Annotated in this window: 3 protein-coding genes and 1 pseudogene; 2 read left to right on the forward strand and 2 right to left on the reverse strand. The window is 65.2% G+C overall.

Annotated features, from left to right (window positions below; translation table 11 throughout):
• The first annotated feature begins 782 nt into the window (after window positions 1–782).
• A complete protein-coding gene (locus J7F03_RS33140) occupies window positions 783–7,580 on the forward strand; it encodes a polymorphic toxin-type HINT domain-containing protein (RefSeq protein ID WP_214956099.1) in 6,798 nt (2,265 codons plus the stop codon).
• Window positions 7,580–7,996 carry a hypothetical protein gene (locus tag J7F03_RS33145; RefSeq protein ID WP_214956100.1) on the forward strand — a complete coding sequence of 139 codons (417 nt, stop codon included), beginning with the start codon at window positions 7,580–7,582 and terminating at the stop codon, window positions 7,994–7,996. Before J7F03_RS33140 ends, J7F03_RS33145 begins: the two co-directional genes overlap by 1 nt.
• A 91-nt stretch (window positions 7,997–8,087) precedes the next feature.
• Here the strand turns inward: J7F03_RS33145 and J7F03_RS33150 are convergent.
• Both J7F03_RS33150 and J7F03_RS42150 read right to left on the reverse strand, forming a co-directional pair.
• Window positions 8,088–8,819: pseudogene (locus J7F03_RS33150) on the reverse strand (tyrosine-type recombinase/integrase); the annotation flags it as partial.
• A 698-nt stretch (window positions 8,820–9,517) separates the two neighbouring features.
• Window positions 9,518–13,699, reverse strand: a complete 4,182-nt coding sequence (locus tag J7F03_RS42150) for a LamG-like jellyroll fold domain-containing protein (protein ID WP_214956101.1) — start codon at window positions 13,697–13,699, stop codon at window positions 9,518–9,520.
• Window positions 13,700–14,023 lie beyond the last annotated feature (324 nt).

Here is a 14,023-nt window from a genome sequence, read left to right on the forward strand (position 1 = left end):
CACCATCTGGTGTGACGTAAAACACGTCACGATCCAAATATCTGTTGGGCTTGAGGTTGGGGATGCAGGTAAATTCCCTTCGATTAAGCCGTTGATCGTCAAAGATCGCGGCCGTCTCAGCTTCAGGGGGAATCGCGATGCCATCCTTTGGTATGCGCAGACGTCGTCGCAAATATCGGATACGGGTGTCTGTTCCGATCGTTCTAGCCCTTACAGGGTCATTGCTCTCCGTGCCTATCGGGCAGGCGCTGCCGGACGAACCGGACTTCAGCAAGGTATGGGAGCCTCCGCAGACGCCACTTCCGGAAACCGCCTCGCTGGGGGTGACGGCTGCCAGTGCGGAGGGAAAGGTCGAACCGCCTTACCCGGTTCCTGAGCGTCTGGAGCCAGGGCAGGTGCCCGCCGAGCGACCGGCGCAGATTGGAGAGGCGGATCTGGCATCGGCACGGCCCGGAGTTCCCGCCCAGGCAGGCGATCTACCGGTGTGGATTGCACCTACCGGCGCGGAGGGTCAGGCCGGGACCACTGTGACGGTCCTTCGAGGAGCTACGCACTCCACTGAGGGAGCGGGAGTCCACGGTGAGCTGCTGACACTCTCGGCGTCGCAGCAGGGCACCGGTAGCGCGGCCAGCAGCGTTTCCACCCGCGTCTCTCTCGATATGGGTGCCCTGCAGGGTTCCACGGACGGGGAGTTCGTCTCGCGCGGCCGTCTGGTGGCACTACCCTCGTGCGCCGCACTTACTCCGGAACGCGCCGAGTGTCGCGAACGCACGCCCGTGGCGATGGACTACGACAAGGTCACCGGCCGCGTCAGCGCAGTCGTTGCCGTCCCACTAGTGGGCCAATCGGTTCTGACACCGATGGCCAAGCAGTCCGGGAAACTGGCGGGATCGGCATCACCTCTTCCGCCCGCCGCACCCGTGCAGGGCATCGTGCTCGCCGCCGAATCCAGCCCCTCGGGCGGCGGCGGCTCATATACGGCCACTTCGTTGGCCTCCTCCTCCGGCTGGGCAACCGGGGCTGCCGCCGGCTCGATGATGTACAGCTACCCCATTGAGATGCCACCAGCCCTCGGAGGCGTGGCACCCGGTGTAAGTCTGGGCTACAACTCATCCTCGGTGGACGGTCGTACGTCCGCGACGAACTCCCAGGCTTCGTGGGTCGGTGACGGCTGGGACTACAACCCCGGTTACATCGAGCGGACTTTCAAGCTGTGCGACAAGAACGGCATCGACAACTCGGGCGACTTGTGCTGGAGCGGTTTCAACGCCACCGTCTCGGCGGGCTCCCACAGTGGGCAGCTCGTCCGGGACGACAGCCAGGGCACGTCCGGAGCCACCACTGATGCTGCCACGGGCACGTGGCGCCTCAAGGGGGACGACGGCAGCAAGATCGAGTTCGGCTCCGGTGCCGCCAACGGCGTCCAGGGTGGCGGCTACGCCAAGATGACGGATAGCTCCGGAACAATCTTCTACTTCGGCGTCAACCACCTGCCCGGCGGCGACAAGTCCGACCCGGCAACCAACTCCGTCTCCAGCGTCCCGGTCTACTCGCCGAAGAGCGGAGACCCTTGCTACGACAGTTCCAAGGGCAAGGCCTCGTACTGCAAGATGTGGCAGCGCCTCTCCCTCGACTACGTCGTGGACCCGAACGGCAACCTCACCACATACACCTGGGCTCCCGAGACCAACTGGTACGAGCGTGGTGGCGCTCAGAACGCGGGAACTGGTAGCCGCACGGAGTACACGCGCGCGACGACCGTCCACAAGATCGCCTATGGGCAGCGGCTCAGCGAGCAGATCGCGGCCAAGGGCGCGCTCGAGCCGGCCTCCCGAGTGACCTTCGGCACGGACGAGCGCTGCGACCAAGAGGTCTGTGATGCGGCCAAGCGTACGGCGGCCAACCAGGTCAACTGGCCAGACGTACCCATCGACCAGGAGTGCAAGGAGACCGGGACCTGCACCACCTACAGCCCGACCTACTTCACCACCAAGCGTCTGTCGGACATCACCACTGAGGTTCGAATCAACAAGGCCTGGAAGGCCATCGACCACTACGAACTCAAGCACTCTTTCCCTTCCCCGTCGGACGCCACCAGCCAGAAGGTCCTGTGGCTGGACTCCGTGCTGCGCACAGGCAAGGCCGAGTCGCCGGCCGTACCCCTGAAGCCGGTCACCTTCACGCCCGTCATGCTTCCGAACCGGGTTGATGGCACGGATCTGGTGCCGGCCCCACCACTCATGAACCGCGCGCGCATCCAGCAGATCAAGACGGAGACCGGCGCCGTCCTCAATGTGGACTACAACCTCCCGGGCTGCTCCCGCATCAACAAGGTGATGCCGGCCGCGGAAGACAACAACACCATGGCCTGCTACCCGGTCCGGTGGTCCCCGAAGGGCTCGTTTGTCGACGCGGATCCGGTCCTGGACTGGTTCAACCACTACACGGTCAAATCCGTGACGGAGAATGACACCACCACGGACGCGCCGCGGAAGACCACCAACTACACCTACGGTCCCGCCGCATGGCACCGGGACGACAGTGAGTTCACTGAGGCCAACGCCCGCACCTGGGGAGACTTCCGCGGCTTCACCACCGTGACCTCCACCGTGGGCAGTGGCACGGACGGCCCACGCTCACAGTCCCGCACCACGTACCGGCCCGGCATGGACGGCGACAAACGGAAGAACGGAGGCACTCGCAGCGTTCACCTGACCGATGCGCTAGGCCAGGACGTCACCGACGTGGATTGGCTGAGCGGTGCGGTCCTCCAGACCGAGACTTTCGATCAGGCGGACGGCACCGTCACCGCCCGGACGGTGAACAGCTCCTTGCGCGAGATCGAGACGGCGAGACACACCGTCGGAAATAGCTTGCCCGACCTTGTGGCCAGATACGCCGCCACTTCGACCACGGCCACCAGCCAGGAGCGCAAGGCTGACGGGACCTGGAGGACTCGTACCCTCACCACGAAGTCCGATGAGACCCACAACAACCGTGTGAAGAGTGCCCTCGATCAGGCAGACGGCCTGCCGGACCTGTGCACGCGCACCGAGTACGCGACAGGACCGGACGCCCAGCGCAACGACCTCATCTCCGAAACGGTCACGGTCTCCGGTACAGGCGCCTGCACCGTCCCGGCAGTCGCCGCGAACACGGTTGCAGGCAAGCGGACCCTGTACGACGGCAAGCCATACGGTCAGGCTGGAGCTATCGGTGCACCGTCCGGCACCCAAGCGCTGGATCACTACGGCACGGATGGCGCGGCGGCCTACGTCACCACCGCTACTTACACAGGAGACGTCTACGGGCGCACGGTGAGTGTGACCGACCCGCGGGTCACCGACACCGAGCACCCCACGGGCACCACCACCAAGACGAGCTACACCGCGCCCTCGACTGGTGAACTCCCGCAGAAGATCACCGTTTCCGTCCCGGCTCCCGGAGAGTCCGACGCCACCTGGGACACGGTCTACACGATGGGAACGCGCCGCGACGCCCGTCTGACCAGTACGGACCCCAACGGCAAGGTCACAACCCAGACCTACGACGCCCTCGGCCGGGGGACAGCCGTCTGGCTGCCGGGCCGGACCCCGCAGCTCAACCCCGAGGCGAACATCACCTTCGCCTATACGGTGTCCGACACGCCGGGCGTACCGTCCTCGCGGACAACCAACACGCTCACCAGGGACGGAGGCACACCGGTCCGGACGAAGGCTGTGGACCTCCTCGACGGCTTCGGTCGCAGCCGCCAGGTCCAGTCGACTCCGCCGAATCCGGCGTACACGGGCCGGCTCGTCAGCGACAGTCGCTATGACTCCCAAGGCCGCGAGGCCAGTGTCAGTACCGCCTGGTACGACAAGACTGCTGGCCCGGGCGGCACGCGTGTGGTGGCGGCAGACTCCACCATTCCCCATCAGGTCCGGACCTCCTACGACGGCCGCGGCCGGCCGAGGGTGTCGGCCTCCTGGTCCGCTGGCGTGGAGCAGGCGCGCACGACGAGCAGCTATCCGGACGCGGGACGCACGGACGTCGTTCCGCCACAGAGCGCGTATCCGACGAGCACGTTCAGCGACATCCGAGGCCGCACCAGCGAAGTTTGGCAGTACAACACGGCAACGGTCACTGGCAACCGCAGCGACGCCACCGTCACGGGTTACACCTACACCGCTGCCGGTGCGGCCGAGACCCGCAAGGATGCGGCGGGCAACACCTGGGAGTACAGCTACGACCTTCAGGGACGGCTGACGCAGCAGGTGGATCCGGACTCCGGGACGTCGCTCACGCAGTACGACAGCGCCTCGCGCGTTGCCACCACGACCGATGGCCGCGGAAAGAAGCTCGCCTATACCTACGACCTTGCCGGCCGCAAGACCGGCATGTACGAGGATTCCGTCACAGCGGCGAAGCAACTCACCAAGTGGACCTTCGACACCGTGGCCAAGGGGCAGGCGACCGCATCGACCAGGTATGTAGGTGGAAGCGCCGGCAAGGCTTACACCACCACGGTGAAGGGGTATGACGACGCCTACCGCGTCATCTCCTCAACCATGAGTATCCCGGGAACAGAGGTCGGCCAGGCTGCGGGCACTACGTTCAACTACAACACCACTGCGACGTACGACAACGTCACGGGTCAGCTCACGGATTCGTTGCTTCCTGCCATGGGTGGCCTGCCGCTCGACGAGTTGTCCTACTCGTACAACGACTACGGCCAGATGTACAAGTACGCCGGCGCGACGACGTACGACGTGCAGACCAAGTACGACGCCCTCGGTAGGGTCATTCGCTCGACGGTGAACCCCGACGCGACACAGGTTGTGGTCACCACCGACTATGACCAGGCCACGGGCCGGATGCGCAACCAGTACCTGGACAAGCAGACCTCGCTCAACGGCGCTGTCCAGCAGATCGGATACACGTACGACGACGCGGGTCGGATCACTTCCGTCACCACAGTCCCTGACAACACGCCCTCCGCCACCGACCGGCAGTGCTTCTCCTACGACAGCCTCGGGCGGATGACCACGGCTTGGACTGACACGGCCGGCATCACCGTTCCCGCCGCAAGCCAGAAGCAGACCAAGGACCAAGGTCGGTGCACCAGCGCGGCCCCGACGGCGGCAACGGTCGGAGGAAGTAACCCGTACTGGCACGACTACACGTACGACGTGACGGGCAACCGGAAGACGTTCACCGTCCATGACGTCACCGGCGACACCACGAAGGACACGGTCAACACCCAGACCTTCACAGCTGCGGGAACCGTAAACAACGGAGCAGGCCTCGGAGGCCCGCATGCACTGACCGGCACCACCATCAAAGTCGGTGGGACCGCCATCGGATACGCCAACAACCGCTTCGACGCCGCCGGCAACACGACGAGCATGTACACCTCTAAGTCTGGCACCGCTGGGCTGGTGTGGAACTCCGAAGGCAAGCTGGCCAGCTACACCCCGCCCATTTCGATCACCGGCATCGGTGGCAAGTGTTTGAGTCTTCAGGCCAGCTCTGTCAACGGCACGCCTGCTCAGATCGACACATGCAACGGAACCGGCGCACAGAAGTTCAACCTGACAGGTTCCCTGCTCAAGACCTTCAACAAGTGCCTCACCGCCTCCGGCACCACGGCTGGCTCCACCATCCTGCTTCAGCCCTGCGACGGTACCCCCGCCCAGACCTGGACCAAGCGCTCCGACGGCACCCTGTACAACCCGGCGGCTACCCGCTGCCTGGCCGTACCCGGTGATGTCAGCACGAACGGTACCGACCTGGTACTCGGTGACTGCGGGACGACGGTGCCGGCCGGCCAGAAGTGGATGGCAACAGACCAGACCACCTCATACGTCTACGACGCCAGTGGTGACCAACTGATCCAGCGCAACCCGGGTAAGACCACGATCCGCCTCGGCGGGGACGAGCTCACCTACGACACCAACAGCAAGGCGCTGACTGGTACTCGCTACTACCCGATCCCGGGCGGCCTGACCATGGTCAGGGTGGCCACGGAGGCTATGACGATTCAGCTCTCCGATCACCATGGCACTGGCCTGCTGACCGTCGACTCTGGCAGCCTCGCCATCTCTCGACGGGCAATGGACCCCTTCGGGAACCCCCGCGGTTCCCAACCTTCGCCCGGAACGTGGGAGGGGGACAAGGGCTTCGTTGGCGGCACCTTGGACAGCGCGACCGGTCTCACCAACCTGGGTGCCCGCCAGTACCAGCCGTCCACGGGACGTTTCATCAGCACGGACCCCGTCCTCCTGCCGGGCAACCCACAGCAGTGGAACGGCTATGCGTACAGCGGCAACGACCCGGTCAACCTGGCCGACCCGTCGGGCCTCTTCTGCGACGGTTGCAGCGTCAACAACCCGGACTCCATTTGGAACGAAGACCCGGACACCAACGGTAGTGACAAGAAGTGCCCGCCCTTCTGCAGCAGCGACGGCAAGCCGCACGGACCGAGCACTGCTAGCGGCAGCAGCAACCTTCATGTCAACGGAAAGAAGGGCGGCGGCACTACCGGGGTCATCTATGATCTCGGAGACGGCGTGGCTCCACTGCCCCCGAGGAATCTCGTCAAGCACTATCCGACAGTGCGGCAGATGCAGTGGAATGGAACGTACAGCCCGTACCTCAGCTACGAACTAAATGTCGAACTCTGGTTCCGGGACTTCGCCTGCGACGACATTACGGTTCAGGGCTGCCTCGAGATCCGGAATTCCTACGGGCGCTGGGATCAAATCAAGAGTGTTACGCCGGAAAACCGCTGCCCTGTCTGTGAAAACATCGGATTCCAGATGATTCTGGCCAAGGGTCTAGGTGGGCGTGTGGGGGGGAACTGTGGAAAGTGCTTCCTCGCCGGCACTCAAGTGCAAATGGCTAACGGATCCCGCAAGTCGATTGAGGAAATTCAAGTCGGCGACCAGGTCCTGGCGACAGACCCAAACACAGGCGAGACCGGTCCCCGGGCTGTGACGCACCTCATCATCACGGATGCCGACAAGCGCTTCGTCAACCTCACAGTCGCTACGCCTGAAGGCGATCGCGACCTCACGGTGACGACGGAACACCCATTCTGGTCCGTCTCGGCCCAGGACTGGATCCCTGCAGGGGAACTCCGTCCCGGCATGACGCTCCGCTCGGACGATGGTGTCATCGTCCCAGTGAAGGGTGCGAACTTCTTCGACCTCTCCATCCGGACGTACAACCTCACGGTCGACGACCTACACACGTACTATGTACTTGCTGGTGAGACGCCAGTTCTGGTCCATAATTCTGGTGGCGGCTGGACGCCCGACGCTGCCACGAAGGTAATGCGCGGTGGGCCGTTCGGAGCGACGTATTATCAGATGCCTGCCGACCGGCTTGGGAACGTCTATTGGTGGAGCAAAGACATGGCGGGGCATGGCGGTTCGCAATGGAAAATCTTCACTGAGTCGAAGACGGGCTTGGCGTGGTACAGGGATGCTGATATTAACGGCACCTACATCGACGGAAAATATAAGGGCGACACTGGCAAGTCGATTTCGTTTAAGAACCTCAAGGCGGTCAACGTCAAGCCTGGTAGTGTCTGCTGATGATCGAGACTGCTGCCGATTTCGTCCGGCTCGTGGAGAGCGAAGATCCTGTGGAGCGCAGGCGTTCAACCTGTGAGGATGCGCCGCTGTCAGTCTGGAAAGCTCTAGTGGCAAGCCATCCGGATATGCGATTCTGGGTCGCCAATAATCGAACCGTGCCTGACGGCATACTCCGGATACTCGCGCGCGATAATGATTGGCGTGTGCGCCACCGAGTCGCAAGCAAGATGTCTTGCCCAATTGACATTCTCGAGCTGCTTTCGGCCGACGAGCACGATAGTGTCGCCTCGTTGATTGCTGGCCATCCGAAGACTCCGACCACTGCATTGCGGCGACTATTGAAATATCCCTGGGACCAGGTTGTTGAGAAAGCGACTCGACAGCTTATGGTGCGAGGCGAGGAACTTAAAGGGTAGCCATTTCAACCGTAAACAGTCACGCTGAATGACTTCACAGCCCCACCAGAATTTGTTTCTGGTGGGGCTGCTGTGGTGTTTGACGGCAACGTCAGTGGACGACGACTGCAGCGGGTGGGTCGTTGGGGTCGTCGTCGGTCAGGCCGAGCGCACCGCCCAGGGTGTCGATGGCCTGGCGCTGCAGGCGGAGGCGTACGTGGGCGTAGACGCCGGCGGTGACGCCGATGTGGGCGTGGCCGAGGAGTTCCTTGATGACGACGAGATCGATGCCCTGTTCCAGGAGGAGGGTGGCGGTCGAGTGTCGGAGGTCGTGGAAGCGGATCGTCCGGAGTCCTGCGTCGTGGAGGAGGCGGCGGAAGCGGCGGGTGAGGTTGGTGGGGTCGAGCGGCCTGCCTTTCGGGGTGGTGAAGACGAGGCCGTTGTTCGTCCAGCTCGTTCCGCCGCCTGGCGCTCCTCCTGCTGACGTTCCTGATGGATCTTGAGGGAGCTGAGGCATTCGGTGGGTAGGGCGATGCGCCGCTCGGAGGCCAGGGTCTTGGTGTTCAAGACGGTCAGACCCTGGCTGCGGGTCCGCTGGAGCGAGCGGTGGATGCTCGCGGTGCCGCCGTCGGGGTCGAGGTCTTCCCAGTGGAGGCCGAGGAGTTCGCCCTTGCGGAGGCCGGTACGCAGCGGGAGTTCATACAGGGGCGTGGAGCCGATCACCGTGGGCCGCGTGGAGGAGTCGTCGGGCTTCGGTGAGGGGCTGGAAGCGCCTGGGGCGTGGCGTGGTGGTCTTGACCTTCCGGGCAACGTTGCGGGGAAGTTCGTCCTCGAGGACTGCGTGGATGCGTGGTCAGGGTCGCGGGAGGACTCCCTCATCGTCCGGTGACCGGGCGATGAGGGAGTCCTGCCACTGAGACCACGATCCTGCCGGTGCCCCGGCCCGCCTGCTCGGCACTAAGTCGGTGGTGGGTCACCCTCATGGGCCCCCGTTAAGAATGGTCAGTAGGGGGCTATGGGCCGTGGGGGTGAATCCGGTTGGTAGCTGATCAATTCAAGCCAAGCGAACATCATGCCCTTGATGCGCTGGACACTCTCCAAGAGCATCCCGGAGTCGCGAGTGGGTCGATCCATCGAGGGCGCGCGGCGACTGGCTGACCTGCGAAGGAGCCTCATTCGTTCCCGAAATGGGGGAGAGGCGTTCCTGAGGCTTTGGGAAGTGGGGCTCTGAGCTGCGGTTTCGGAGTTTTCCGCAAGGCCCACGAAGGCGGGGGCTTGCGTGAAACGCGGCTGAATACTCTGCGCGAGCTTCCAGCCGCATTCGGCAAGGTACTGAGCTGCCACTTGGGCAGCCCAGGGACAGGGTAGCGGATCAGGGCGGGGGGCTGCGGCCCAGTTTTGGTGGGCCCGCTTGCCGGTTTCATCAATGGGTATGGCGGTGGCTGGATCCCAGACGGGTGGATCGTGCTCAGAAGCCTCTGGCCCGTCTCCCTTGGGGTGACCGGGGAAGACGGGCCAGCGGTCTTAGACATTGGGTCAGGGTTAGCCGGTGGTTCCTAGGGGTGAGGCGAGGCCGGACGCGTGCCAGCGTTGTGCGTTGGAGGCGTTGCAGTCGGACAGTTCCAGTTGGGTGCCGTTGTCGGTGCGGGCGTACGGCAGGTCGAGGCAGCGTAGGGACTGCGGGTTGTAGAAGCCGCTGGTGGCGGTGGGTAGCCACTGCTGGCCGCCGGCACCGTTGCAGGTGTTGAGTTGGACGAGGGTGCGGTTTCCGGTACCTCCCGCTGCGGTGGTCAGGCATTTGCCGGCCACGCGCAGTTCGCCGTTCTCTCGAATCTCGAACGTCTGAGAGGGGCCGGGGTCGGTGTTGCAGTCCCAGATGTGGATGCGGGTGCCTTCAGCATTGCTGCCGTGGTCGTCGTCCGCACACTTGGTGCTACTCACCGCTGAGACGACGGTGGTGCGGGTCGCTGAGGGGACGGTGGAGTGGTCGTAGACGGACACGTTGCTTATCTGTCCCCTCCAGAAGGACCAGGGCTTGCTCTGGTTCTTGAACCGGCCGAGGACGAGAGGGCCGGTGGCCTTCCAGGCGTTGGCCTTGGGGTGGTGGCCGGTGCCGGCGAGGGTTCCGTTGACGTAGAGGGCGATCAGGCCGGTGGTGTCGTCGTAGGTGGCGGTCAGCTGGGTCCACTCGTTGATCCGGACCTTGGCGGCGTCGTTCATGACGGTGGTCTGGTCGTAGTCCCAGCCGTCGTCGTCCTTCTTGGACATTCCGAAGTGCCACTTGTCGTCCTGGTCGTGCCAGAGCATGAAGCCGCTGGCATGCTGCCCGTCCTGGCTGAGGACCACGGCGTTCGCCTGGGTCTTGGCCCAGGTGGAGACGGTGAAGCTGCGGGTGGTGTCGACGGCGGGGCCGGCGGCGGTGACAGTACCGGTGATGCCGTCAAGGTTGACGACCTCGGTGGCGGTGCCCGCGACGGTGTCCGCGGCCCAGGTGGCGCCGGTGGCGCCGAGTGTGGCGTTGTTGCGGGCGCGCAGGTCTGCGGCGGCCGTGCCGGTGCCTTCGTTCAGCTTCCAGTGGGAGGTCGAGATGCGGGCGTCGCCCATGGTCTGGGCCTTGCGGAAGCCTGTGACCTTGCCGCTGGTGGCGATGCCGTTCCAGGTGCGCAGGCGGTGCTGGCTGTCGAGGGCCCACAGGTCGGGGACGCCGGGCACGTCGGCGCTGGTGTCGCCGGAGGAGCCGATCACCGGGAAGGCGGCTGCGGAGACTCCGGAACCGATCTTGGTGCGTTTGGTGTGGTCGCCGAGGGCGGCCGGGTTCCCGGCGACGTTTGCGTACTGGTAGAGGTCACCGGTCGTGTTGTCGCGGGCCCACAGGTCGGCCAGGCCGTCTCCGGTGGCGTCTCCGGGGGCGATGAGGGTCAGGTTGTCCCAGCCGGAGGGGCTGAGGACGAGCACGACCGGCTTTTCCAGCGCGCCTGTGGCCCCCTTGCCCTGAAAGAGCAGCAGGCGGCTGCCGTTGCTGTCACTCTCCACGGTGACCAGGTCGTTGAGCGGGGCGACTCCGGCTTCCGGCTTGGCGTCACCCACGGCGAGGATCTGCTTGACGCCCGACCAATTCGACGCGTAGTTGACGCTCCCGCAGGGGGCGCCAGTGGCTGCCACCGTGCAAGTGGAGGCATCCGGGCGAACGACAACCCCCCTGTCGCCTGCGGTGAAATAGAACCCGCCGTGGGCTTCGAGGCCGCCATGGGTGAAGGCGTTTCGGTAGAGGTAGAGCTGTCCGTCGCGGTAGGCCCACAGGTCGTCGGTACGGATGCCGTTGCCGCCGCGGTGGGTGGTCAGGGTGCCTCCGCCCCAGCCCTTGCCGCCCGGGCTGTTGGCCACGTTGGAGGCGGTCACGCCGCCGGTTGCCGGGTCGGTGGCGGTCGGGTAGACGATCAGGTCGCCGTTGTCGGCGGGCGCGATGAAGTCGACCCGTTCGTCGCCGGTGATGTCGCCGAGAGTCGTCTTGGCGTTGGGGTTGTCGGGGACGTAGAAGGTGTACGTCTGCTGCTGCGAGCGGTTGCCCGCCCGGTCCACGGACTGGACCCGCAGGACGTTGGTGCCCCAGGTCGTGGGCGTCAGCGGAATGGTGGCGCCGCCGCCGACGGCTGCGGCGTCGACGCGGTTGGCGCCACCCACCGGGATCGCCGAGTTGAAGGCCCACTCGTAGTACAGGACACCGGAGAGGGAGTCGGTCGCCGCTACCGTGAAGTTTCCGCTCTGGCCGATGTACTTCGTGGAGCCGGGCAGGGTGCCGGACGGGGGGTACTCGGCGGATGTGACGACCGGGACGGACGGTGGCTGCGTGTCCATGGTGAAGCGGCAGCCTTCGACCCAGGCCGAGCCCAGTTCGCCGTCGAAGTTCTGGACCTGCCACGAGTAGGAGGTGCCGTCGGCGAGGTTGGTCGGGTGTGCGGAAACCTGGTGGTCGCCGCTGCCCTGTCCGATGTAGCCGCTGTCGTAGGCCGGAGCACCGCCCTTGGTGTCGTAGACCATGAAACGGGATTCGGTGGCCATGTCGTCCGGGTCGCCGGTCCAGGCGCTGACCCTCATGCCGGCGTAGGAGGTGGCACCGACCCAGCCACAGCTGTTGGCGCTCGGGCTCTGCGGCGCGGGGGACATTGCGAGACCCCACGGGGTTTTCGGGGCTCGGTTGTACTCGATGTAGAGGAAGGGCAGGTTGTTCTTGTCCCGGGTGAAGCGTTTGAAGCCGTTGTTGGAGCTGCTCTTGGTCTCGTTCGAGGCGAAGAGGGCGTAGGTGATGTTGCCGCGCCACATGTTGGCGGTGAGGTGGTCGGCTACGTCCCACTCGCCGCGCGTGGTGGAGTCGGGGCAGCCGGAGCCGCCGGCGCTGTTGAGGGAGGTCGTGCGCAGGACCTCCCAGTCGCGGGGCTGGCTGCCCCAGGTGATGTTCGGCAGGAGCGGCTCCGTGGAGTGGAGGTCCACGTTGTAGGTGTTGCCGCAGGTGGCGTCGGCGGCGTACGACTGGGTCGCGAAGAAGGACGCCTTCTTGATGCTCTTGTCGTTCAGGTCGCTGGTGTCGAGTTGGACGTAGTAGCGCTCCAGGCCCGTCTTGGTCCGCCAGCGCTGGTAGCCGACACCCGGGTCGTAGGTGTCGGCGTAGTCGTCGTAGCTGGTGGTGGTGGGGTAGGCCTCCTGGACCCAGGCCCAGTGCTGGGTGCCGCGGTTGGTGGGGGTCCACGCCGGGTCGATGTACACCGGATAGGCGGTGGCCGGGTCGGCCAGGAAAACCTGGTCCGGGGTCAGGGCGATGCTGTCCTTGCCGAGGTCGGCCTGCAGCCGCGTGCTCTTGGCGAAGTCGCCCGGGCCGTCGCTGTCCGAGGCGGTCTTGGCCACGCCCTCGTCCGCCGCACCGGACGGTGCGCTCTCCGCGCTCATGACCGTCCGAGAGAAGGCGGCGGTGCCGGAGGGCTTGGCGAGCGGGGCCTGGACGGGGGCGGTGGAGTCCCACATGGTCGGGGTCGGCGCCTGGAAGACCGTGCGGCCCGACGCGTCGGCGGCCTTCAGGTTGCCCTGGCCGTCTGCGGAAACGGTGACACCCTCACCCTTGAGCCCCATAGTCAGCTTCGCGAGCTTCGGATTCCTGGCGGCCTCGGCGGACTTGACGACGAGGATCTGCGAGATCCCGCCGCTCTGGTCCGCGGTGACCATGAGGTCGGTGCCCGGGACCACCTCGCGGTAGACGGCGCTGGCCCCCTCCAGCACCGGGGCGGGAAGCGGCTCCGGCCAGCTCAGCACCAGCTGCTTTCCGTCCTGGTCCAAGGTGGCCAGCGGGGCGGTGCCGCCACCGGACAGGGTCAGACCGCTCACCGAGGCCTTCGGACGGAACGTTCCGTCAGCCGCCTTGACCAAGGTGGCGTCGAGGTCCACCCAACCGCCGTCGCGCTTGGTGCGCACGGGGGCGACGCTGCGGGTCAGCCCCAGGGCGCCGTCCGGATTGGCCACCACGGTGTCCGTCTCGGTCGTCGCCGCCGACACGGTGACGGGCCTACCCGTGCGCTTCGCCTCCGCCAGGGCGGCGTCCTCCGCCCGCTCCCGCTCGGTCGTCGGCCGCTCCGGCGGAGTCTGCGCGCTCGACGTGTCCACTGCTGGTGCTGCCGAGGCGCCTGGTGCGGCGCTGATGCCTGTCACGGACAGGGCCAGCGCGACCAGCCCTGCCACTGCGACTGGCCGGCCGGCCCGTCGCTGTCTTCTCTGTATGCCCCCCACGGCAAAACTCCCCAATGCGGTTGTGATTGCAACTGGGCGTGAACGCTAACAGCACCGTCGGACAACCCATCGGCAGTTGAGGATTCGGAAGCGCAAATTCCATGGGGGTTATTTTGGGTAACTGGGATCAATCGACCGCCTACATTAAGTCATCGCGTAGGCAAATTGCTGATTTTCGGTCATTGTTTGGAACGCGGCACTTCAAGGCGGAGTCTATTGTCCGGATTGAGTCATGTTTTGCGAACGACTAACAAGCTAGTGTCTAGTGATCCCAAT

This window comes from Streptomyces sp. ISL-43, from assembly GCF_018614195.1.
In the GTDB taxonomy this organism is placed as follows: domain Bacteria; phylum Actinomycetota; class Actinomycetes; order Streptomycetales; family Streptomycetaceae; genus Streptomyces.